Origin of the sequence: Streptomyces physcomitrii (assembly GCF_012273655.1) — a bacterium.
GTDB classification, from domain to species: domain Bacteria; phylum Actinomycetota; class Actinomycetes; order Streptomycetales; family Streptomycetaceae; genus Streptomyces; species Streptomyces physcomitrii.
Window position 1 is genome coordinate 96,469 of the sequence record NZ_JAAWWP010000013.1, and the last position, 22,232, is coordinate 118,700.

Annotated in this window: 22 protein-coding genes; 9 read left to right on the top strand and 13 right to left on the bottom strand. The window is 74.7% G+C overall.

The annotated features are described in order from the left end of the window. Positions 1-81: 81 nt before the first annotated feature. A complete protein-coding gene (locus HFV08_RS21010; protein WP_168541316.1) occupies positions 82-597 on the top strand; it encodes an ATP-binding protein in 516 nt (171 codons plus the stop codon). Positions 598-672: 75 nt separating this feature from the next. On the opposite strand, the gene HFV08_RS21015 is transcribed toward HFV08_RS21010, so the two are convergent. From HFV08_RS21015 to HFV08_RS21050, 8 genes are all read right to left on the bottom strand, one after another. Next, the gene (locus HFV08_RS21015) at positions 673-3,243 is read right to left on the bottom strand and encodes an ABC transporter permease (protein ID WP_168541318.1); all 2,571 of its coding nucleotides are present in this window, start codon (positions 3,241-3,243) and stop codon (positions 673-675) included. Beyond that, positions 3,240-4,016, bottom strand: a complete 777-nt coding sequence (locus HFV08_RS21020; RefSeq protein WP_168541320.1) for an ABC transporter ATP-binding protein — start codon at positions 4,014-4,016, stop codon at positions 3,240-3,242. The genes HFV08_RS21015 and HFV08_RS21020 overlap by 4 nt, the downstream gene beginning before the upstream one ends. Next, positions 4,013-4,288, bottom strand: a complete 276-nt coding sequence (locus HFV08_RS21025) for an SHOCT domain-containing protein (protein ID WP_168541322.1) — start codon at positions 4,286-4,288, stop codon at positions 4,013-4,015. The genes HFV08_RS21020 and HFV08_RS21025 overlap by 4 nt, the downstream gene beginning before the upstream one ends. A 443-nt stretch (positions 4,289-4,731) precedes the next feature. Further along, positions 4,732-5,163: an SSI family serine proteinase inhibitor gene (locus HFV08_RS21030; RefSeq protein WP_168541324.1), complete on the bottom strand. Its 432-nt coding sequence runs from the start codon at positions 5,161-5,163 to the stop codon at positions 4,732-4,734. Between the two features lie 369 nt (positions 5,164-5,532). Beyond that, entirely contained in the window at positions 5,533-6,774 is a 1,242-nt protein-coding gene (locus HFV08_RS21035; protein WP_168541326.1) for an ROK family protein, read from the bottom strand. Between the two features lie 38 nt (positions 6,775-6,812). Beyond that, entirely contained in the window at positions 6,813-7,475 is a 663-nt protein-coding gene (locus HFV08_RS21040) for an alpha-ketoglutarate-dependent dioxygenase AlkB family protein (RefSeq protein WP_168541328.1), read from the bottom strand. Between the two features lie 71 nt (positions 7,476-7,546). Then, the gene (locus HFV08_RS21045) at positions 7,547-8,404 is read right to left on the bottom strand and encodes a class II fructose-bisphosphate aldolase (RefSeq protein WP_168541330.1); all 858 of its coding nucleotides are present in this window, start codon (positions 8,402-8,404) and stop codon (positions 7,547-7,549) included. A 28-nt stretch (positions 8,405-8,432) separates the two neighbouring features. Next, positions 8,433-9,317: an SIS domain-containing protein gene (locus HFV08_RS21050; RefSeq protein ID WP_168541332.1), complete on the bottom strand. Its 885-nt coding sequence runs from the start codon at positions 9,315-9,317 to the stop codon at positions 8,433-8,435. 147 nt (positions 9,318-9,464) lie between these two features. Here HFV08_RS21050 and HFV08_RS21055 point away from each other — a divergent pair, with 147 nt between their 5' ends. The 3 genes from HFV08_RS21055 to HFV08_RS21065 all read left to right on the top strand — a co-directional run bounded on the left by HFV08_RS21055 (position 9,465) and on the right by HFV08_RS21065 (position 11,772). Next, positions 9,465-10,244: a DeoR/GlpR family DNA-binding transcription regulator gene (locus HFV08_RS21055; protein WP_168541334.1), complete on the top strand. Its 780-nt coding sequence runs from the start codon at positions 9,465-9,467 to the stop codon at positions 10,242-10,244. A gap of 130 nt (positions 10,245-10,374) precedes the next feature. Continuing rightward, positions 10,375-11,106: a maleylpyruvate isomerase family mycothiol-dependent enzyme gene (locus tag HFV08_RS21060; protein WP_168541336.1), complete on the top strand. Its 732-nt coding sequence runs from the start codon at positions 10,375-10,377 to the stop codon at positions 11,104-11,106. 150 nt (positions 11,107-11,256) lie between these two features. After that, the gene (locus HFV08_RS21065; RefSeq protein ID WP_168541338.1) at positions 11,257-11,772 is read left to right on the top strand and encodes a putative immunity protein; all 516 of its coding nucleotides are present in this window, start codon (positions 11,257-11,259) and stop codon (positions 11,770-11,772) included. A 19-nt stretch (positions 11,773-11,791) separates the two neighbouring features. Here HFV08_RS21065 and HFV08_RS21070 read toward each other — a convergent pair whose 3' ends face one another. After that, a complete protein-coding gene (locus tag HFV08_RS21070; RefSeq protein WP_168541340.1) occupies positions 11,792-12,202 on the bottom strand; it encodes a MarR family winged helix-turn-helix transcriptional regulator in 411 nt (136 codons plus the stop codon). Positions 12,203-12,289: 87 nt separating this feature from the next. On the opposite strand from HFV08_RS21070, the gene HFV08_RS21075 reads away from it, so the two are divergent. Next, on the top strand, positions 12,290-13,798 hold the full coding sequence (locus HFV08_RS21075) for an MFS transporter (RefSeq protein ID WP_168541342.1): 1,509 nt from the start codon (positions 12,290-12,292) through the stop codon (positions 13,796-13,798). A 75-nt stretch (positions 13,799-13,873) separates the two neighbouring features. Further along, positions 13,874-14,146 (top strand): DUF6332 family protein, encoded by a 273-nt coding sequence (locus HFV08_RS21080; RefSeq protein WP_168541344.1) that lies wholly within the window; start codon positions 13,874-13,876, stop codon positions 14,144-14,146. On the opposite strand, the gene HFV08_RS21085 is transcribed toward HFV08_RS21080, so the two are convergent. The 3 genes from HFV08_RS21085 to HFV08_RS21095 all read right to left on the bottom strand — a co-directional run bounded on the left by HFV08_RS21085 (position 14,107) and on the right by HFV08_RS21095 (position 17,327). After that, positions 14,107-14,772, bottom strand: a complete 666-nt coding sequence (locus HFV08_RS21085; RefSeq protein ID WP_168541346.1) for a response regulator — start codon at positions 14,770-14,772, stop codon at positions 14,107-14,109. The two genes, HFV08_RS21080 and HFV08_RS21085, sit on opposite strands and share 40 nt — an antisense overlap. After that, positions 14,769-16,037 (bottom strand): sensor histidine kinase, encoded by a 1,269-nt coding sequence (locus tag HFV08_RS21090; protein WP_312885763.1) that lies wholly within the window; start codon positions 16,035-16,037, stop codon positions 14,769-14,771. The genes HFV08_RS21085 and HFV08_RS21090 overlap by 4 nt, the downstream gene beginning before the upstream one ends. Positions 16,038-16,124: 87 nt before the next feature. Then, positions 16,125-17,327, bottom strand: coding sequence for a geranylgeranyl reductase family protein (locus tag HFV08_RS21095; protein WP_168541350.1), 1,203 nt, complete (start codon positions 17,325-17,327; stop codon positions 16,125-16,127). Positions 17,328-17,501: 174 nt separating this feature from the next. Here HFV08_RS21095 and HFV08_RS21100 point away from each other — a divergent pair, with 174 nt between their 5' ends. The 3 genes from HFV08_RS21100 to HFV08_RS21110 all read left to right on the top strand — a co-directional run bounded on the left by HFV08_RS21100 (position 17,502) and on the right by HFV08_RS21110 (position 21,183). Then, on the top strand, positions 17,502-18,860 hold the full coding sequence (locus HFV08_RS21100; RefSeq protein WP_168541352.1) for a dipeptidase: 1,359 nt from the start codon (positions 17,502-17,504) through the stop codon (positions 18,858-18,860). A gap of 176 nt (positions 18,861-19,036) precedes the next feature. Beyond that, the gene (locus HFV08_RS21105) at positions 19,037-19,726 is read left to right on the top strand and encodes a TetR/AcrR family transcriptional regulator (RefSeq protein ID WP_168541354.1); all 690 of its coding nucleotides are present in this window, start codon (positions 19,037-19,039) and stop codon (positions 19,724-19,726) included. Beyond that, a complete protein-coding gene (locus tag HFV08_RS21110; RefSeq protein WP_312885764.1) occupies positions 19,723-21,183 on the top strand; it encodes an MFS transporter in 1,461 nt (486 codons plus the stop codon). The genes HFV08_RS21105 and HFV08_RS21110 overlap by 4 nt, the downstream gene beginning before the upstream one ends. On the opposite strand, the gene HFV08_RS32130 is transcribed toward HFV08_RS21110, so the two are convergent. Further along, positions 21,153-22,160: an NUDIX domain-containing protein gene (locus HFV08_RS32130; RefSeq protein WP_168541356.1), complete on the bottom strand. Its 1,008-nt coding sequence runs from the start codon at positions 22,158-22,160 to the stop codon at positions 21,153-21,155. The two genes, HFV08_RS21110 and HFV08_RS32130, sit on opposite strands and share 31 nt — an antisense overlap. Between the last annotated feature and the right edge of the window lie 72 nt (positions 22,161-22,232).

Consider the following 22,232-nt stretch of genomic DNA (forward strand, 5'->3'; position numbering starts at 1 on the left):
TCTCGCAGCAGGCGGGCCGTGTGACGGCGGCCCACTTGCTGAACCCATCCTCTTCCGGACTCAATTCGGGGAGTCGCAGCCGTGATCAGCAAGCCGAGCAGGCACTGCGCGGTGGAGCTCCAGGCCCTGCCGTCGCGAATCAGCCAGGTCCGCAGAATCTTTTCGGCGCAACTGCGCTACTGGCGTCTCGATCCGCTCATCGACCGAGTGGCACTCGGAGTCACCGAGTTGCTCACCAATGTGCATCGACACGTACGGACCGACAAGACATGCACCGTCCGCATCGAGCTGGAGCTCGACCGGCTGACGGTATCCGTCCACGACCGAGATCCGCACCTGCCCCTGGTGCACGAGGCGGAACCCGGAGCCACCGGGGGCCGGGGCCTCGCGCTGATCGCCGCGGTCAGCGAGAGCTGGGGAGTGCAACCCCTGGGCGACAGGGGAAAGACGGTGTGGTTCACCCTGCCCACACCGCCTCGGGTGCCGCTCTTCGCCACCTGGCAGGTTCCCGGGGCGGCGACGACCGGGCCGTTCGCGGAGCTGGAACCCGTGGCCATGGCCCCGCACGCTCCCGCCCGGTCGGCCGTTGTCAGTTGACCGGGCGGTGAGGGACCGCAGGAACGCGGCGGGCCCGGTGGACGGATGTCCACCGGGCCCGCCGTGCCGCCTTCGTCACTCGGCGGCGATGGCCCCGAGGACGTTCAGGCGGGCCGCCCGCCGGGCCGGGCGGAGCCCCGCGAGGGCCCCGGCCGCGAGCCCGACCAGCGCCACCACGAGCAGCCGGCCGGGCGGCAGGGCGAAGGCGAAGGCGCTCTCGCTCGCCCCGTCCGAGGCCGCCACCAGGACCCAGCCGAGGAAACCGCCGAGCCCGAGCCCGCCCGCCGTGCCGAAGGCCGCGACCAGGACCGACTCCCAGCGGACCATGGCCCGCAGCTGGGCCCTGGTCTGCCCGACGGCCCGCAGCAGCCCCAGCTCCCGGCCGCGCTCGTGGATCGCCAGGGTCAGCGTGTTGGCGATGCCGAGCAGCGCGATCAGTACGGCGAGGGCGAGCAGCGCGTAGACCAGGGTGAGCATCATGTCGATGCCGCCCGCGGCGGACTCGGCGTACTCGCCGCGGGTCTGCACCTCGGGGTTGCCGTAGCGCGCCGCGACCTCCTCGACCGCCGCGCTGCCGGCCTCCTGGTCCACCCCCTCCGCGAAGGTGACGGCGACCAGGGTGTCCGCGTCCTGCGCCCGGTGCGGGGCCCAGGCCTCGCGGGTGAGGACGTAGTCGCCGACCAGTTCGGAGCGGTCGTAGACGGCGCGGACGGTGAAGGTCTCCCGGCTGCCGTCGGTGAAGGTGAGCCGGGTACGGGAGCCGGGTTCCAGTCCCGCCTTCTCGGCCTCGGGGGCGGCGAGGGCGATGCCGCGGGTGCCGAGGGCGCTCAGGTCGCCGCGGACCGTGCCCAGGTGGAAGGTGCGCGCCAGGGCCGCCGGGTCGGTGACGGTCAGGGCGCGGCCCCGGCCGTCCACCTCGGCCACCCCGCGGCCGAGGCCGACCGCCGTGGCGACCTCGGGCCGCTCGGCGAGGGCGGGGGCGAGGCGGGGGCTGAGTCCGCTGCCGCCCGCGCCGAAGGAGGGGGTGCTGACGGCGACGTCACCGGCGAAGGAGCGGTCCACGCTCTGGTTCATGGTCGCCTTCAGCGAGGCGCCGAAGACGGTGAAGAGCGAGACCACCGCGACCCCGATCATGAGCGCGCCCGCGGTGGCCGCGGTCCGCTTCGGGCTGCGCAGCGCGTTGCGCCGGGCGAGCCGTCCGGTGAGCCCGCGCAGCCGGTCCAGGGGCGCGCCGAGGACCCGTACCGCGGTGGTGGCGGCCACCGGCCCGAGGACCACGAAGGCGGCGAGCGCGAGGACCGCGCCGAGGCCCGCCAGCCACAGCGAGGGGGTGAGGAGCACTCCGGTGAGCGTGGCGGCCACCGCGGCGAGGCCGAGGGCGGCGCCGGTGCGGGCGCGGGCCCGGGAGGCGCCGGAGGTGTCCACGGCCGTCTCCCGCAGCGCGGCGAGCGGCGCGGTGCGCCCGGCCCGCAGGGCGGGCAGCGCCGCGGAGGCCAGGCAGACGAGGACGCCGACCGCGACCGGCAGCCACAGGGAGACTCCGCTGATCACCAACTCCCCCTCCGGGAAAGGGAATCCGATGGCCGGGAAGAGCGCCTGGAGTCCGGCCGCGATGCCGATGCCGCCGAGCAGACCGGTGAGCGAGGCGGCCACCGCGACGGCGCCCGCCTCGGTCAGGGTGGCGGCGGTGACCTGCCGCCGGGAGGCACCGAGCGCCCGCAGCAGCGCGTTCTCGCGGGAGCGCTGGGCGACGACGATGGCGAAGGTGTTGTGGATGGAGAAGGTGGCGACGAGCAGGGCGACGCCGGAGAAGACCAGCAGGAAGGTGGTGAAGAGCGTCAGGAACTGCCCGGAGATCATCTCGGTGTTCTCCTCGGCGGACTCCTGACCGGTGATCGCCTCGACCCCCTTGGGCAGTACGGGAGTCAGCGCCTCGACCAGTTCCCGCTGACCGGTGCCGGGCCCGGCCCGCACCTGGATGCTCGCGGCCTCGCCGGGCCGCGGCGTCAGGTACTTCTGCGCGTCGCCCACGGTCATCCCGGTGTAGGTCACCTGGGCCATGCCGTCCTCGCCGCCGAAGCGGGCGAGGCCCACCAGGCGCACCTTCACCGGGTCGGGGGTGCGCAGCGTGGTGGTGTCGCCGATGCGGAGGCCGCCCCGCTGCGCGGCTCCCCGGTTGACGACGACCTCACCCGTCCTCGACGGGGCGCGCCCCTCGGCGAGTCGGTACGGATTGAGCACGGGGTCGGTGATCCAGTTCCCGGCCAGGGTGGGCGGTCCCTGGCCGCCGACGGGCTCGCCGTTCTTCCCGACGAGCTGTCCGGCGCCCTCGATGCGCGCCACCGCCGCGGCGACCTCGGGCACCCGCTCGATCCGGGCGGCGAGCGAGGTCGGCACGGGGCTGCGCACGCCCTGGCTCTCGCCGGGCGTGGTGACGGTGTCGGCGCTGCGTACGACGGCGTCGGTGCCGCGGGTGGCGTCGCCGAACATGGTGTCGAAACCGGCCCGCAGGGTGTCCCCCATGACCAGGGTGCCGGCCAGGAAGGAGACCCCGAGCAGGACGGCGAGGAAGGTGCCCGCGAAGCGGCGCTTGTGGGCCCGCAGCGAGGCGAGGCTGAGCCGCGCCGAGGCGCCGGCGGCACTCATGAGGACACCTCCTTCGAGGCCCGCGCGTCGAAGGCCTTCAGCCGGTCGAGCACGCGCTCCGCGCTCGGCGCGGGCATCCGGTCGACGAGCCGCCCGTCGGCGAGGAAGACGACCTCGTCGGCGTGGGCGGCGGCCACCGGGTCGTGGGTGACCATGACGACGGTGCGCCCCCGTTCGCGTACCGCCCGGCCGAGCAGTCCGAGGACCTCCTCGCCGGAGCGGGAGTCGAGGTTCCCGGTGGGCTCGTCGGCGAAGACGACCTCGGGGCGGCTCGCGAACGCCCGTGCCACGGCGACGCGTTGCTGCTGGCCGCCGGAGAGTTCGGCGGGCCGGTGGTGCAGCCGGTCGCGCAGGCCGACGATGTCGACCAGGGTGGCGATCCACTCGGCGGCCTCGCGGTCGGCGCGGGTGCCCGCGAGGTCCATGGGCAGGGTGATGTTCTCCGCGACGGTCAGCGTGGGCACCAGGTTGAAGGCCTGGAAGACGAAGCCGATTCGGTCGCGGCGCAGCAGGGTCAGCCGCCGGTCGTCGAGGGTGCCCAGTTCGGTGCCGCCGATGAAGGCGGCACCGGAGCTGAGGCTGTCCAGACCGGCCGCGCAGTGCAGCAGGGTGGACTTGCCGGAGCCCGAGGGGCCCATGATCGCGGTGAAGCGCCCGGCCGGGAAGTCGACGCCGACCCCGTCCAGGGCCCGTACCTCGGTGTCCCCGCTGCCGTAGACCTTCACGGCGTCCACGACGCGGGCCGCGGTGCGGACGGCGGTCCCGGTGGTCATGCCGCGCCCTTCTTGCCGCCGCGGCCGAAGCGCTCGTCGAGGACGGTGAGCCGGCGCCCGTACTCCTGCTCGTCGATCTCGCCCGCGGCGAAGCGCCTGCCGAGCACCGCGAGCGGGGAGTTGTCCTCGCAGGCGGGGTGCCAGGGTCCGCGGCGGCCGCGCCAGACGGTGCGGCGCAGGACGAGCACGGCTCCCACGATCACGGTGGCCCAGATCAGCGGGAAGAACAGGATCCAGGGACCGGGCCCCCCGTCGTACGCCAGGGTCAGCATCTCGGCTCATCTCCTTGTCTGCGGTTCGCCGGTCGCCCGGTGAGCCGGTGGATGGGGTGATGTTCCGAGAGTGGCCCCGGGGGGTGCCCCGGGTCGTCGTACCGGCAGCGGCAGTGCGCGTACCCCGGCGGGAGTAGCCGGGGCGGGCGCGGCTGCTTCCCGGGGGTGCCCGGGGCCGGGGCAAACGGCGACCGGCGGGCGGTCGCCCGCCCGCCGGTTCCCCTGCTGCCGTTCCGTACGGCCCTGTGCGCCCCGGCCGTCCGTACCCACCCTGTCCGGGCCCTCCCGCCCCGCACAGACCCGGCTCTCGCCGGAGCGTCCCCACGCCACACGGTCCGGTGCCGCCCGGTTGTCCGCACACGGCGGCACCGGACCGGTATGAGCGGGTGCGAGGGGCCCGGCAGCGACGGACGTCCGTCAGGCGCCGCCCGGGGAACGGCCCCTCAGAAGGCGAAGACGGTCCGCCCCTGAGAGTTCTTGACGCACTCGTTGGAGAAGGTGCGTTCGTAGGCGGTCCGCTTGCCCTGCCAGACGCCGGAGACGGTGATCACCACGGGGGCGTACCGGCGGTCGCAGACGGCCTGCCCGGAGCCCGCGAGGGCGTCGAAGTCGCCCTGCGCCGCGGCGAGTTCGGCGCAGGCGGCGGCCGGGTCCGGGTGGCTGCCGCGGGCGGTGGGGCCGCAGCTCAGGGTCACCGCGCGGGCGGGCGCGGCGTCGGCGGCGGAGGTGCCGTGCGCGAGGGTGAGGACGAGCTCCGAGGGGGCGTACAGGCCCGCCGGGCCCGCCTGGGGTGCGGCGGAGGCCTGGGCGAGGGGGAGGGCGAGGGCTGCTGCCGCCAGCGAGATCGTCGCTGCGAGGCGCGCGGTCCGGTGCATGTGTGTGCGTCCTTCCGGGGGTGCTGATCCGGTGATGAGGTGCCGGGTATGTGCCGAACCGGTACGTACTGTGCCGGTTCCACGACGGTGAGTCTGCCGGTTCAAAGCCGCGAATACACCTGGACCCCATAGGAATGAGGTGACGTTCTGTGTTGAATCAGTGGCGCGAAGTGAGGTGATGAGGGTGTATGGGGCCGCTGCGGGCCAGGTCGACCGGTCCCGGTGCGGGGTATGTGGCGCGATACCCGCTGTTCGGGGAATGACCGGAAACCACCGGAGAGAAAGGGTTTCTCCCCTGCGGCCGGTCTCCCGGACCCGGCTCGGAGGCACGGCGCCGGGCCGCGGCGGAGCTGTCCGGGCGTCCCGGGCTCAGGCGGGCACGAGTACCGAGAGCGGGTCCTCCAGGACCGGCTGCCAGGCCAACTCGGCCGCCCCGACCAGGCTGTTGTGGGCGAGCGAGCAGGCCCGCACGGGCACACTCCCGCTCAGGCCCCACAGGCTGTCCCGCGCGACGGCGGCGCGCAGCCGGGGGCCCGCGGCCTCCAGGAGCGAGCGGTGCAGGCCGCCGAGGATGATGCGGTCCGGGTTGAGGATGTTCACCAGGGCGGCGAGTCCCCGCCCGAGGCGGTCGGTCAGCGCCTCGGTGGCGGCGCGCACCGCGGGCTCCCCGGCCTCCTCGGCGAGCAGCCGGGTGGCCTCCGCGAGGGGCGAGCGGCCCGGGGCGGGTTCGCGCCCCGCGGCCCGCAGGAAGGCGAGCGGGTCGGTCTCCACGTCCAGGCAGCCGTACCGCCCGCAGTGGCAGGGCCGCCCCTGCGGCTCCACGGTGATGTGGCCGACCTCCAGGGCGAGCCCGGCGCTGCCCAGGTGCAGCCGTCCGCCGACCACCAGGGCGCCGCCGACCCCGCGGTGCCCGGTGGCCACGCAGAGCAGATTGCCCGCCTCCCGGCCCGCGCCGTGCCGGTGCTCGGCCAGGGCCGCGAGGTTGATGTCGTTGGCGGTGAACACCGGTACGCCGAGGCCGTGTTGACGCACCGCCTCGGTGAAGAGCCGCCGTACCGGCGCACCGGCGGGCCACTCCAGATGCAGCGGGTTGAGCGCCTCTCCCCCGGGCTCGGCCACCGCCGAGGGCACCGCGAGCCCCACGCCCGCACAGCGCCGCCCGCTCTCCGCGAGGAGCCGCACCCCCTCGGCCACCAGCGTGCCCAGTACGTACGAGGGGTCCGCGCCGACCGTGACGCAGCCGGGCGCGGTGGCGACGATCCGGCCGCCGAGTCCGACCAGGGCCGCGCGGTAGCCGTCGGCGTGCACCTGCCCCGCGAGGACGACGGGACCCTCCTCGGCGATCTCCAGGCGGTGCGAGGGGCGGCCCTGGGTGCCCGAGGCGGCGGCCGGGCGGGGGTCGACGCGGATAAGGCCGAGGCTCTCCAGCTCGGCGGCGACGGCCCCGGCGGTCGCCCGGGTCACGCCGAGCCGGGAGGTGAGCACCGAGCGGGTGGGCGCCTGCCCGGTGTGGACGAGCGCGAGCGCGGGTCCGAGGGCGCCGCGGCCCCGCTCCAGACGGTGCCGGGACTGCTTCGCGCCGAGTTCCCCGTCCGTCGCCTTGCCGTTCATGGGGGCGAGTCTCGCATGGCCGGTGCGCCGCCCGGTGATCAGTGCGCCGGGGCGGGCAGTCCGCTCACGCGCAGGGTGATGTTGAGCCGCCCGGTGAGGCCGAGCCCGGGCGGCCCGCTGTGCGCCTTGACCCGGGGCACCCCGTGGTAGGCGAGCCGGGCGGGGCCGCCGAAGACGAAGAGGTCGCCGCTGCGCAGCTCGACGTCCTGGTAGGGCCGACCGCGGTTCTCCGGGTTGCCGAAGCGGAAGACGCAGGAGTCGCCGAGGCTGAGCGAGACCACGGGCGCCCCGGACTCCTCCTCGGCGTCACGGTGCATGCCCATCCGGGTGCCCTCGGCGTAGAAGTTGATCAGGGCGACGTCGTACGGATCCGGTTCGGCGGCCTCGCCGTAGGCCGCGGCCAGCGCGCTGTGCGCCAGCTCGCCCAGCCAGCCGGGGAAGGGCTTGACGGGGGCGCCGTCGCCGTCGACCGCGGTCCCGGTGTAGCGGTAGGGCACCCAGTGGCGGCCGAGGCAGACCTGCCGGGCGCTCATGGTGCCGCCGCCGGGGACGTGCACGGTGCGCAGTCCGGCGGGCGGGCGGGCCCAGCCGCGGCAGGCGTCCAGGAGTTCGTGCTGGCGCCCGGTGCCGAGCCAGTCGGGGACGTGCACCGCGCCGGGGACGATCTCGGCCCGGCCGCGGGGGAACAGCTCGCCGTTCATCCTCCCCATGATGGCACCGGCGGGGCCGGAGGGCCGGGCGGGCCGGCCGCCCTCCGGCCCCGGGCGGTGACTCAGGCGGCGGGCCGCAGCACCGTGATCAGCTCGCTGACGGTGCGCGCCATCGCCTCGCGGCCGACGCTGAGGTACTTGCGCGAGTCCACGGCCTCCGGGTGGGCGGCCAGATAGGCGCGGATCGCGTTGGTCATCGCGATGTTGAGGGCGGTGCCGACATTGACCTTCGCGATGCCGCCGGTGACGGCGGCGGCCAGCTCCGCGTCGGGCACTCCGGAGGAGCCGTGCAGCACGAGCGGCACCTCGAGGGCGGCCGCCAGCTCGCCGAGCAGGGCGTGGTCGAGGCTCGCGGTGCGGCTGGTCATCGCGTGCGAGCTGCCGATGGCGACGGCGAGGGAGTCCACCCCGGACTCGGCGACGAAGGCCTCGGCCTCGGCGGGCAGGGTGCGGGCGCCGGGGGCGTGCGCGTCGAGCGGCGGCTGGCCGTCCTTGCCGCCGACCTCGCCCAGTTCGGCCTCGATCCACAGGCCGTTGCCGTGGCCCCAGTGCGCGGCGGCCCGGGTGGCGGCGAGGTTCTCCGCGTAGGGCAGGCGGGCGGCGTCGTACATCACCGAGCTGAATCCGGCGTCGGCGGCCTGCCGCAGGAGTTCGTCGCTCTGCACATGGTCCAGGTGCAGAGCGACGGGCACGGCCGCCGCCTCGGCGGTGGCGGTGGCGGCCGTGGCGAGCGGGAGCAGCCGTCCGTAGCGGTAGCGGACGGCGTTCTCGCTGATCTGGAGGATGACGGGGGCACCCGCGTGCTCGGCGCCCGCGACGACCGCCTCGACGTGTTCGAGGGTGATGACGTTGAAGGCGGCGACGGCGGTGCCTGCCGCGGCGGCCTCGGCGACCAGCCGGCCGGTCTGTGCGAGGGGCACGGCCCCTCCTTTCGGATGGTGCCTGGGCTCAGGCGGAGGGCAGGATGACCGACCGCGTCAGATGGCGCGGGCTGTCCGGGTCGAGGCCGCGGGCGTCGGCCACGGCGACCGCGAGCCGCTGGGCGCGCACCAGTTCGGCGAGCGGGTCGAGGGTGCCGCCGACCCACTGGGCGCCGGTGCCGCGGACCTGCTCGGCGAGACCCTCGGGGGCCTGGCCGAACATCCAGGTGGCGGTGCCGGAGGTGGTGACGCTGATCGGGCCGTGGCGGTACTCCATGGCCGGGTAGGCCTCGGTCCAGGAGAGCGAGGCCTCGCGCATCTTCAGGGCCGCCTCGTTGGCGAGGCCCACGGTCCAGCCGCGGCCGAGGAAGGTGAACTGCGAGCAGGCGACGAGTCCTTCGGGCAGCGGCTCGGCGAGCGCGGTACGGGCGTCGGCGACCGCCTCCTCGGAGTGCAGGCCGAGGTGGGCGCGGAGCAGGGTGAGCGCGGTGGTCGCGAAGCGGGTCTGCACGACGGAGCGCTCGTCGGCGAAGTCCAGCACCACGAGGTCGTCGGCCGCCTCCATCACCGGAGTCCGCGGGTCCGCGGTGATCGCGCAGGTGCGGACCCGGCCGCGCAGGTGCCCGAGCAGTTCCAGGACCTCGGTGGTGGTGCCGGACCGGGTGAGGGCGATCACCCGGTCGTAGGGGCGGCCGACCGGGAACTCGGAGGCGGCGAAGGCGTCCGTCTCGCCCTGGCCGGACTGCTCGCGCAGAGCGGCGTAGGCCTGGCCCATGAACCAGGAGGTGCCGCAGCCCACGATCGCCACCCGCTCGCCGGCGGCCGGGAGCGCGGTGCTGTTCCCGGCGGCGAGCTGAGCGGCACGGGTCCAGGTCTCGGGCTGGCTGGCCAGCTCGGTCTGCACGTGACTCATCTAGGTTCCCCACTCGAATCGATGCGTGTTTCTGCAAAATATAGCTTGGTTTCAAGCAAAAGGAAGCATTGCTGCGCAAGGTGGATAGGCTCTTCCCGATCACTACCCCGGAAGGAGCCTCCGGGGCCACGACGGAACGGAGCCGCGATGTCGCGCGATGCCCGGTGGAAGTCCCTCCTCGAACTCCTCGTGGAGCGCGGGCGGCTCGACGTCGAGGAGGCGGCGGGCGAACTCGACGTCTCCGCGGCGACCATCCGGCGCGACTTCGACCAGCTCGCCGAGCAGCAGATGCTGGTACGCACCCGGGGCGGCGCGGTGGTCCACGGCGTCTCCTACGAGCTGCCGCTGCGCTACAAGACGGCCCGCAACGCCTCCGAGAAGCAGCGCATCGCCAAGGCCGTCGCCGAGCTGGTCACCCCGGGCCAGGCGGTCGGCCTCACCGGCGGCACCACCAGCACCGAGGTCGCCCGCTGCCTCGCGGTACGCCCCGATCTCGGCACCGGCTCCCCCGCGCTGACCATCGTCACCAACGCCCTCAACATCGCCAACGAGCTGGCGGTGCGGCCCCAGTTCAAGATCGTGGTGACCGGCGGCGTCGCCCGCGCCCAGTCCTACGAGCTGATCGGTCCGCTGGCCGACGGGGTGCTGGGCCAGATCACCATGGACGTCGCGGTGCTCGGCGTGGTCGCCTTCGACCCGGAGCACGGCGCCGCCGCCGACGACGAGGCCGAGGCGGCGATCAACCGCCTGCTGTGCGAGCGCGCGGACCGGGTGGTGGTCGCCGCCGACTCCAGCAAACTCGGCAAGCGCGCCTTCGCCCGGATCTGCGCGGCGGACCGGGTGGACACCCTGGTCACCGACACCGCCGCGGGCGAGGAGATCACCGGCCGCTTCGAGGAGGCGGGCATCCGGGTCGTCCGGGTCTGAGCCGCGCGCGGGCACCGGTGCCGCACCCGCGGACTCCGGCCGGTCCGGGGGCATCCGCTGCGGCCGGTCCGGGGGCATCCGCTCAGGCCGGGGCGGGACGGAAGCGGAGAGGTTCAGGCAGAATCGCGGCATGGAGATCTCCGCGTACACCGGATTCCTGGACCGCGAGGGCCGCCTCCTCGCCGAGGCGGCCGAAGAGGCGGGCCTCGACGCCAAGGTGCCCACCTGTCCGGGCTGGCAGGTACGCGACCTGGTCCGGCACACCGCGACGGTGCACCGCTGGGCCACCGGCTTCGTCCGCGAGGGCCGCACGGAGACCCGGCCCATGGACGCGGAGGGCGGGCTCGACGGCGCCGAGCTGCTCACCGACTTCCGCGCGGGGCACGGCGCGCTGCTCGGCGCGCTGGAGTCCGCCACCCCCGAGCTGGACTGCTGGACCTTCTTCGCGGCGCCCTCCCCGCTCGCCTTCTGGGCCCGGCGGCAGGCGCACGAGACGACCATGCACCGCTTCGACGCCGACTCGGCGCGCGGCGGCACCCCCGCCCCGGTCGACGGGGTGCTCGCGGTCGACGGCATCGACGAGCTGCTGACCGGCTTCCACGGCCGCAGGCGCAGCCGGGTCCGCACTCCCGAACCGCGCACCGTCCACGTCCTCACCACCGACGAGGGCGCCTCCTGGACCCTGCGCCTGTCGGACGGACCGCCCGTCGCCGAACGCGGACTCAGCGGCGAGCCCGACTGCGTTCTCTCCGGCCCGGCCTCCAAGCTCTACCTGGCCCTGTGGAACCGCGTACCCTTCCCGGAGATCACCGGCGACGCCCGCCTGGCGGCGCTGTGGCGGGAGACGTCCGCGATCGTCTGAGCGAGGTCGGCGTCGGGACCGGGGTCCGCGTCGGGAGCGGCAACTTCCGTACGCTGCAAGGGTTCTGACGGCACATCACCTCTGCCGCCCCGGGGAGCCGGAAGCCGGTCGGGCCGGCGCACGAGCCGGCGGAAGGAGCAACCGCCCGCCATGATCCTCCCGAAGGTCCGGGACCCCCGCTTCGTGACGATCCGCCGCGGCGGGACCCTCACCGACGCCGATCACCACCTCCTCGCCCTGTGGGCGGCCTCCTGCGCGGAGCACGTGCTCGGACTGTTCGAGGCGGTACGGCCCGCCGACCCGCGCCCGCGGCAGGCGATCGAGGGGGCGCGCGCCTGGGTGCGCGGCGAGCTGCGGATGATGGAGGCGCGGGCGACCGGCGGCCATGCGATGGGCGCGGCCCGGGAGCTGCGCGGGGCGGCCCGGCACGCCGCGTACGCCGCGGGCCAGGCCGGAGTGGTCGCCCATGTCGCCGCGCACGAACTGGGTGCGGCCGCCTATGCGATCAAGGCCGCCCGGGCCGCCGCGCCGAAGGGCGGGGCCGAGGCCGCGGGGCGCCGGGAGTGCCGGTGGCAGCGCGAGCAACTGCCTGCGGAGATCCGGGAGTTGGTCCTCGACGACCAGCGGCTGCGGAACGGCGTCTGCTGGTCGGTGTTCGGCTGCTGAGCGCCGCCGCCCGGGGCGGTCAGGCGTGCCGGGCGGTCCGCTCCTCGTCCAGCATCCGCCGGAGCACGGCCCGCTGCAGCGGCAGCACTTCCTCGTGCAGGGCGCGGCCCTTCCTGGTGAGCTGGACGCTGACGCCGCGGCGGTCCTCGGCGCACATCGCGCGCTCGACGAGACCGTCCTTCTCCAGCCGTCCGATGAGACGGGAGAGCGCGCTCTGACTCAGGTGCACGCATCCGGCGATCTCCTGCACCCGGAAGGAGCACTCGCCGCTCTCATTGCCCGTCGCGAGGACGTCGAGGACCTCGAAGTCGCTTGCGCCCAGGCCGTGTTGGTGCAGCGCGCGGTCCAGCTCGCACATGGTGCGCGCATGGACGGCCAGAATGCCGCGCCACTGCTCCACGAGACCGTCTCCGGCATTCGTCGCCACCATGGAGCGCACCGTAGCAGAATCCAGAGATCATTGCATCCACATTAAATGCACTTGCATTCAATGCACGCGCATGTACTGTTGCTGCCCATGACCTCTCCGCTCAACCCTTCCGCTCCCCAGGAACGCTGGACACCGCGTCTGTGGGGGACGCTGCTCGTCCTGTGCACCGCGATGTTCCTGGACGCGCTCGACGTCTCGATGGTGGGAGTCGCCCTCCCCTCCATCGGCACCGAACTCGACCTGTCCACCTCGTCCTTGCAGTGGATCGTCAGCGGCTACATCCTCGGCTACGGAGGGCTGCTGCTGCTCGGCGGCCGAGCGGCCGACCTGCTCGGACGGCGCCGCGTCTTCCTCGTCGCCCTCGGGGTGTTCGCCGTCGCCTCGGTCCTCGGCGGGCTCGTCGATTCCGGACCGCTGCTGATCGCCAGCCGCTTCATCAAGGGCCTCAGCGCCGCCTTCACCGCCCCGGCGGGACTGTCGATCATCACCACGACCTTCGCCGAGGGACCGGTCCGCAACCGCGCGCTGTCCATCTACACCACCTGCGCCGCCACCGGCTTCTCCATGGGCCTGGTCCTCTCCGGCCTGCTCACGGAGGCGAGTTGGCGCTACACCATGCTGCTGCCCGCGCCGATCGCCCTGCTCGCCCTGCTCGCGGGCCTCCGGCTCATCCCGCGCAGCGAGCGCCAGGAGGCAGGCGGCGGCTACGACGTCCCGGGCGCCGTCACCGGCACCCTCTCCATGCTGCTGCTCGTCTTCACCGTGGTCCAGGCACCCGAGGCGGGCTGGGCCTCCGCCCGGACCCTGCTCTCCTTCCTCGCCGTCGCCGCGCTGCTCGCCCTCTTCGTCCGTATCGAACTGCGCAGCCCCAGCCCGCTGGTGCGGCTCGGCGTGCTGCGCTCCGGCAGCCAGGTCCGCGCGCAGCTGGGCGCCATGGCCTTCTTCGGCTCGTATGTGGGCTTCCAGTTCCTGGTGACCCAGTACATGCAGTCGCTGCTCGGCTGGTCCGCGCTGCAGACGGCGCTCGCCTTCCTGCCCGCGGGCGCGCTCGTCGCCCTCTCGGCGACCGGCATCGGCTCGGTCATCGACCGCTTCGGCACCCCGCGCCTGATCGTGCTGGGCTTCGCCTCGATGGTCCTCGGCTACGCCCTCTTCCTGCGCGCGGACCTCGACCCGCAATACGCCGCGGTCATCCTGCCCTCGATGCTGCTGATCGGCGCGGCCTGCGCCCTGGTCTTCCCCTCGCTCAACATCCAGGCCACCAACGGCGTCGCCGACCACGAGCAGGGCATGGTCTCCGGCCTGCTCAACACCTCGATCCAGGTGGGCGGCGCCCTCTTCCTCGCCATCGTGACCGCGGTGGTCACCGCGGGCGGCACGGAGCAGGACACCCCGCAGCAGGTCCTCGACAGCTTCCGGCCCGGCCTGGTCGTCGTCACCCTGGTCGCCGCCGCCGGACTGCTGCTCACCCTGCCCGGACTGCGCACCCGCCGCCCGGCGCACTCCGTGGTGGTCGCCCGCTCGGCACCCGAAGCCTCGACAGGCACGGCGGACCCGGCGAAGACGGCGGCGGAACCGGTCGCGGCCCGCGAATGAGCAGCCCGTAGGTGTTCAACTGCGCCCGCCGGACGAGGTGTTGTCCGGCGGGCGCCCTTCCGCGAGACTCGCGGCATGGGACGCCGGGGGCAGCGGGAGCGGGACGCGATCACGGTCGAGATCGGCTACGCGCTGTGCAGCGCGCTCCTCGCCGCGGCGCTGGTCTTCGGCGCGGTGGCCGGGCCCACCTTCGTCTTCGCGCTGCCCGACCTCGCCACACGCCTGCTGCGCCTCGGCGCCATCGGGCTCGCCACCGCGGTCTTCTCGCTCCGCGTGGTCTTCGTGCTGTGGCGCTTCACCGGCCGGGCTCAGCCCAGCCAGCCCGGCCGTACCAGGCCCGACTCGTAGGCCAGCACGACGAGTTGGGCCCGGTCCCGGGCGCCCAGCTTCACCATGGTGCGGCTGACGTGGGTCTTCGCGGTGAGCGGGCTGACGACCAGGCGCCGCGCGATCTCCTCGTTGGACAGGCCGATGCCGACCAGCGCCATCACCTCCCGCTCCCGCTCGGTCAGCGCGGCGAGGGAGCGCGCCGCCGCCGGTTCCTTGGAGCGGGCCGCGAACTCCGCGATCAGCCGCCTGGTCACCCCCGGGGAGAGCAGGGCGTCCCCCTCGGTCACCGCCCGTACCGCGCGCAGCAGTTCCTCGGGCTCGGTGTCCTTGACCAGGAAGCCGGAGGCACCGGAGCGGATCGCCTCGAAGACGTACTCGTCCAGCTCGAAGGTGGTCAGCATCACCACGCGCACCGCGGCGAGTTGCTCGTCGCCGGTGATCCGGCGGGTGGCGCCGAGTCCGTCGAGCAGCGGCATCCGGATGTCCATCAGGACGACATCCGGGCGCAGTTGGCGCACCAGGCGCACCGCCTCCTCGCCGTCGGCGGCCTCGCCCGCCACCTCGATGTCGGGCTGGGCGTCGAGCAGGGCCCGGAATCCCGCCCGGACCAGCGACTGGTCGTCGGCGAGCAGTACGCGGATCAACGGTCCTCCTCCAGGGAAGCGGCGGCGAGCGGAAGCAGGGCGCTGACGCGGAAGCCGCCGTCCTCGCGGGGCCCGGCCTCGATGGTGCCACCGAGGGCCCCGGCCCGCTCCCGCATCCCGGCCAGCCCGTTGCCGCTGCCGCCGGCCTGTTCGCCGGTGGCGGGCCCGTCGTCGTCCACGACGAGGCGCAGCGCCCCGGGCTCGTAGCAGAGGCGGACCCGGGCACCGCGGGAGCCCGAGTGGCGGACGACATTGGTCAGCGCCTCCTGCACGATGCGGAAGGCGGCGAGGTCCGCGCCCGGGGGCAGGGGCCGGGGGCCGCCCTCGGTGCGTACCTCCACGGTGAGGCCGGCGTCCGCGGCCTGCTGGACGAGCTCCGGCAGGCGCCCGAGGCCGGGCGCGGGCGCGCGCGGCGCGTCGCCCGGCGTGCGCAGGGTGTCGAGCACCTGCCGCACCTCGCCGAGCGCCTCCTTGCTGGCCGCCTTGATGGTGATCAGGGCGGACCTGGCCTGCTCCGGGTCGGAGTCGAGGAGGGCGAGGCCCACCCCGGCCTGGACGTTGATGACGGAGATGCTGTGCGCGAGCACGTCGTGCAGTTCGCGCGCGATCCGCAGGCGCTCCTCGTCGGCGCGGCGCCGCGCCGCCTGCTCCCGTTCGGCGCGCTCGCGCCGCCACTGCTCCCGCTTGGTGCGGGCCAGTTCGGCGAGCGCGATGACGGCGGCGGCCCAGGTGGCGATGCCGATCTCCTGGGTCCAGGGCGCGGGATCGTCCCCGCCGGGCGGCAGCCACCGGTAGAGCCAGTGCGCCACCAGGAGATGGCCCGCCCAGAGCATCCCGGCCGCCGACCAGGCCGCCCTCCGGTGCCCGCAGAGCACGGCGCTGAAGCAGCCGACCGCCACCGTCAGGAAGACCGGTCCGTACGGGTAGCCCGCGCCGAGGTAGAGCATCGCGGCGGCGGCCGTCACGAAGGCGACCGGCACCGGGAAGCGCCACCGCCACAGCAGCGAGGCCGAGCCGCCGACGAGCAGCAGCCGGGAGAAGAGGTCGAGCGGCTCGCGCTCCGGCTGGCCCTTGGCCGCGAAGGTCGAGCCGACGAGCACGAAGACGGTGACGAGCAGCGTCGAGGCCCAGGGCAGGCCGGTGCGCTCCTCCGCCGCCGCCCGCCGCGGCTCCCGCCACCAGTGGGCCAGGCGCCGCAGCGGCGGGGCCCCGCGGGAGGGGGCGCCGCCGCGGTTCCCGGTGGGCTGCTGTTCCATGGCGGCCACGCTATGCGCCGCGGGCGGCCGGGGGCGTCAGCCGGGCGTGGTGGCCGCGGCTACTCCCCGGGGAGTACGCCCCGGGGAGCCGGGTGCTCAGCCGTCCAGGGCCGAGAGCGCCCGCCGGGCCACCGGGTGGGTGCGTACGATCTCGCCGAGCGTGGTCGAGCCCCGGGTGATCTTGGCGAAGGCCTTCCAGGCGGGCCGGAAACCGGTGATCGCCGCGTGCAGCAGGCTCGGCTTGCGCTCGAAGGCCTTCAGCATGCGGCTGCCGACGCTCATCTCCACGCCGAGCCCGGCCTTGACCGCGAAGGCGTAGTTGAGCGCTTGGCGCCGGGCGTCCACCGCGTCGCCCGACTCGGCGAGGCGCACCGCCCACTCCCCCGCCATCCGCCCGGAGCGCAGGGCGAAGGAGATGCCCTCCCGGGTCCACGGCTCCAGCATCCCGGCGGCGTCCCCGCAGACCAGGACCCGGCCGCGGGAGAGCGGCGAGTCCTCGGTGCGGCAGCGGGTGAGGTGGCCCGAGGAGACCTCCGGGGTGAAGCCCGCGAGGCCGAGCCGCGCGATGAAGTCCTCCAGGTACCGCTTGGTCGCCCCGCCCTCGCCGCGCGCCGAGATCACGCCCACCGTCAGGGTGTCGCCCTTGGGGAAGACCCAGCCGTAACTGCCCCGCAGCGGGCCCCAGTCGATGAGGACGCGGCCCGCCCAGTCCTCGGCCACGGTCGGCGGCACCGGGATCTCCGCCTCCAGGCCGAGGTCGACCTGCCGCAGCTTGACCCCCACATGGGCGCCTATCCGGCTGGCGCTGCCGTCCGCGCCGACCACGCTGCGGGCGAGCACCGTCTCGCCGCTCTGCAGCACGACGGCGACGGTACGGCGGTCGGGGACCTCGGGGCCGTGCTGCTCGACCCGGGCGACCGTGGCGCCGGTGCGCAGTTCGGCACCGGCCTTCTGGGCGTGCTCGACGAGCAGATGGTCGAACTCGGCCCGGTTCACGAGCCCGAAGAGCATCTGCTTGGAGCGGCGGGTACGGGCGAAGCGGCCCTCCAGCGAGAAGGTGACCGCGTGCACCCGATCCCGCAGCGGCAGTTCGAAGCCGGGCGGCAGCGCGTCGCGCGAGGGGCCGATGATGCCGCCGCCGCAGGTCTTGTACCGGGGCAGCGAGGCCTTCTCCAGGAGCAGGACCCGCCGTCCCGCCACCGCCGCCGCATAGGCGGCCGAGGCCCCTGCCGGTCCGGCTCCGACCACGACCACGTCCCAGGTCACCTGGGCGTCGTCGGAAGAGTTCTCGCTGCTCACGCTGGTCTCCGCTCCCCATTCACGTGTGTGGCGCATCCTTCCGGGCATCCTACGGCGGGCTTCGCCGAGGACCGCCGTGAAAGGATCGGCACGGCCTCGCATGCACACAATGCACGGGCGAGGCACATCAGATGTACACCTACGACCAACGTCGTACCGACCTGGAGCGTGCCCATGCCGAGCCATCCGATCGCAGAGACGGTCGCCACACTGATGCCCCGTGCCAGGACGGAGCTGGCGGAACTGGTGGCCTTCAAGTCGGTGGCGGACTTCGACCGGTTCCCGAGGAGCGAGAGCGAGCGCGCCGCCCGCTGGGTCGGCGACGCCTTGCGCGCCGAGGGCTTCCAGGACGTGGAGATCCTGGACACGCCGGACGGCACCCAGTCGGTGTACGGCCTGCTGCCCGGCCCCGAGGGCGCGCCGACGGTCCTGCTCTACGCCCACTACGACGTGCAGCCCCCGCTCGACGAGGCCGCCTGGACGACGCCGCCCTTCACCCTGACCGACCGCGAGGGCCGCTGGTACGGGCGCGGCGCGGCCGACTGCAAGGGCGGGCTGATCATGCATCTCACCGCCCTGCGCGCCCTCAAGGCGAACGGCGGTGTCCCGGTCTCGGTGAAGATCATCGTCGAGGGCTCCGAGGAGCAGGGCACCGGCGGCCTGGAGCGCTACGCGGAGCAGCACCCCGAACTGCTGCGCGCGGACACCGTGGTGATCGGCGACACCGGCAACTTCCGGGTGGGCGTGCCGACCGTGACCGCCACGCTGCGCGGGATGACCCTGGTCCGCGTCCAGATCGACACCCTCGCGGGCAATCTGCACTCCGGGCAGTTCGGCGGGGCGGCACCGGACGCGCTGGCCGCCCTCATCCGGGTACTGGACTCGCTGCGGGCCCCGGACGGCTCGACCCGCGTGGACGGACTCACCGACCAGGAGACCTGGGAGGGGCTGGACTACACGGACGAGGACTTCCGCTCCGATGCCCGGGTCCTCGACGGGGTCGAGCTGATCGGCTCCGGCTCGGTCGCCGAACGGCTGTGGTCGCGGTACGCGGTGACCGTGCTCGGCATCGACAGCCCCTCGGTCGCCGGGGCCACCCCCTCGGTCCACGCGAACGCGGCGGCGCTGGTGAGCCTGCGGGTGCCGCCGGGCGGTGACGCCACCGAGGCCACCAAACTCCTGAGGGCCCATCTGGAGGCGCACACCCCCTGGGGCGCCCGGGTGCGGAGCGAACAGGTCGGCCAGGGGCAGGCCTTCCGCGCCGACACCAGCGGCCCCGGCTACACCGCCATGGCCCGGGCGATGGCGGTCGCCTACCCCGGCCAGGAGATGCAGATCGCCGGTCAGGGCGGCTCGATCCCGCTCTGCAACACCCTCGCCTCGCTCTACCCGGAGGCGGAGATCCTCCTCATCGGCCTGAGCGAGCCCTCGGCCAGCATCCACGCGGTCGACGAGAGCGTCTCGCCCGAGGAGTTGGAGCGGATGTCGGTGGCCGAGGCCGTCTTCCTCCGCGACTACGCGACCCGCGACTGACCCGCCCTCCCCTTCACAGCGGGCACCCTTCCCCCGAACCCGGCCTCGCCGCACGGCAGTTGACCCTGCCGCCGCCCGCGAGGCCGGGTTCGGCGCATGTACGCACCGGTCCCCGCCCCACGGCGAGAAGCATCCGCCCGTAGACAGTGTCTACCTCCCCCTGGTAGACACTGTCCATGCCCGACACCCCAGCCGCGCCCCGGCTCCAACTCCCGTCCTCGGACACCCCGTTACGAGAACGCCTCATCGACGCCGGGGCCGCGCTCGTGGCCAGGGAGGGCAGTGCCTCGGTGGGGCTGCGCGAGATCGCGCGGGAGGCGGGGGTCTCGCACGGCGCCCCGCGCCGCCACTTCCCCACGCACCACGCGCTGCTCTCCGCCGTCGCCCGCCGCGGCTTCGCGGACCTGACCGCCCGCTTCACCGCGGCCACCCGGGCCACCGACCCGCCACGCACCCGACTCCTCTCCCTGGGCCGGGAGTACGTGCACTTCGCGCAGGAGCAGCCGGGCATGTTCGAGCTGATGTTCCGTCATGATCTGCTGGACAGCACCCAGTACGGCACGGGGCAGGACGCGCCGGCCCCGCCCCGGCTCCGCGAGTCGACGCTCCCGCTCTTCACCGGTGTCGTACAACTCCTCACCGCACACCGCGAGTTGCTGCCCGCCGCCCAACGCCCGGGACTTGCACCGGAGTTGGCCGCCGCCGCACTCTGGTCGGGACTGCACGGGCTGGCCCGGCTGTGGTCCGCGGGCAGCCTGCCGCTGGCCCTGGACGGCAGCCGGGGCCAGGAGACCGGGGCACCGGACCGGCTCGACGAACTGCTCGCCGCCGTCCTGGACGCGTACGCGCCCCCGGCGGCCCGGTGACCACCGCCGGGCAGCAGCGGCTCGCCCTGTCGGTCAGCTGCGCCGGGGCGATGTTCGTCGCCCTGGACGGCACGGTCCTGATGGTGGCGCAGCCGCGTCTCGCCGAGGACCTCGGGGCGAGCCTGGACCAGGTCCAGTGGAGCAGCACCGGCTATCTGCTCGCCGTGGCCGCCCTCCTGGTGACCGCCGGGCGCCTCGGCGACCGCTACGGGCACCCCCGGCTGCTGCTGCTCGGACTGCTCGGCTTCGGCGCCGCCTCGGCCGGGATCGCGCTGGCGCCGGGCATCGGCTGGGTGGTGGGACTGCGCTGCCTGCAGGGCGTCTTCGGGGCGCTGCTCCAGCCGGCCACCCTGGCGGTGCTGCGGCTCAGCCACCCGCCGGAGAGGCTGGGCGGTGCGGTGGCCGTGCGGACCAGCGCCATCGGGCTGGCGGCCGCCGCCGGGCCGCTGCTCGGCGGTGTACTGGCCGCCCGGCTCGGCTGGCGGGCGGTCTTCCTGGTCAATGTCCCGGTGGCCTTCGCCGTCGCGGCGCTCACCCTCGCCCTCCGGCTGCCCGAACCGCCGAGGGACAGGCGGCCCCGACTCGGCCTCGGCGGCGCCCTGTTGCTGGGCGCCGCGCTGGCGGGGCTGACCCACACCCTGGTCGGCGTCCCCGTGCACGGCTGGAACTCCGCGCCCACACTGGCGAGTTCGGCCGCCACCGCGCTGCTCGGCGCGCTCTTCGCCGGACACCAGCGCCGTGCCGCCGAGCCCTTCCTCCCCTCCGCCGTCCTGCGCTCGCGCGCGGTGGCGGCCTCGACCGCCCTGCTGCTGCTCGCCTCGGCCGCCCTGTTCGGGACGCTGTTCACCTGCACCTTCGTCCTTCAGGACGTCCTCGGACTCGACCCGCTGGGCGCCGCGCTGCGCGTCCTCCCGCTGACCGCCCTGATGGTCCTCCAGGCCCCGGTGGCGGCCGGGCTGGTACGCCGGTACGGGGCGCGCGCCACCGCGGCGGGCGGGGTGCTCCTGCTGGCGCTCGGTGCCGGGGCCCTGTCGCGGACCGCCGCGGACCAGGGCTGGGCCGGGAGCGGCCTGGCCTACGCCGCCCTCGGCGCCGGTTTCGCCACCGTGCTGGTCACCGCCACCGGGACCGTGGTGGGCGACGCGCCCCCGGCCCACGCCGGCGTGGTCGGCGGCCTCAAGCAGACCGCGATGAACACCGGCCCCCTGCTCGGCATCGCCCTGGCCACCGACACCCTGCTCCTCGCCTCCCCCGCGGGCCGCGCCCTCCCCGGGGCGGACGGCGGCGCCTCAGCCGCCGGGGCCGGGGCGACGCTCCTGCTGCTCGGCGCGGTCGCCCTGCTCGGGCTCGTCCCCGCCCTGCTGCTGCCCGCCCGCCCCGGGCGCCGCGCCGGGGCGGACCCGGCACCCGGCCCCGTACCGCGGCGTCAGTCCAGCGGGACGCCGTCCTCCAGGTAGCGCACCGCGCCCTCGGCCCGGGCCCGCAGCGCCCAGCGCAGCCGGATGAAGCGCACCGGCGGCAGCAGGGCCTCGGCCTCCTCCTCGGTCACAAAGCGCCAGTCGCGCAACTCACCGCCGGGCAGGGTCACTTGGCGCCCCTCGGCGACCCGGCCGCCGTCGAAGAGGAGCCGGATGCCGCCGTGGCCGGGCGGGGCGGGTCGCTCCCAGTCGACCACCAGGAGCCGCGGCCTGCCCTCCAGGGCGAGCCCGGTCTCCTCGGCCACCTCCCGCACGGCGGCCAGCGCGGGCGACTCCCCGGTCTCGACGACCCCGCCCGGGAACTCCCAGCCCGCCTTGTACGTCGGGTCCACCAGGAGCACCCGGTCCCGCGCGTCGAAGAGCAGCACCCCCGAGGCGAGCGTCTGGCTGCGCGGCTCGGGCGTCTGCACGATGTCGGTGACGGGCGCCGCGCCCCCGGCGACCGCCTCGGCGATCCGGACGGCGGTCTCGTGGGGGGTGAGGGCGCTGTTGTCGATGAGGCAGGCGTCCGCGGCGAGCCAGCCGGACAGTGCCGAGCGGTACAGCTCCCGGTCGGTGTCGGCCTGTTGGGGACCCTCCTCGGCGCCCTCCGCGCGGGCTGCCTCCGCCCGTGCCCGCAGGATCGTTTCCCCAGGTGCGAGGGCCAGATGCCGGACGCCGATGCGCCGTGCGGCGAGGGCGCCGAAGATCTCGTCGCGGTGCTCCTGGCGGAGCAGGCCGAGGGGGACCACGAGGACTCCGCCCACCTCCGCGTGCAGCGCCGCGATCGCCTCCACGGTCAGCCGCCGCCAGATGGCGGGCCCGCCCGCCCGCGCCCGTTCGGGCGGCAGCAGCCGGGCCGGCGCGCCGCGGACCGCCTCGGGATCGAAGAGTGTGCTGTTCGGGATCAGTTCGATCAGCTCGCGCGCGGCGGACCGCTTGCCCGCGCCGAACGCACCGTTGATCCAGACGATCACGGTTCCCCCTCTGCTGTTGGCCTCCTGAGGCTTGCCCGCAACACCGCTCCCCGAAAACCCGGTCGCCCTCCG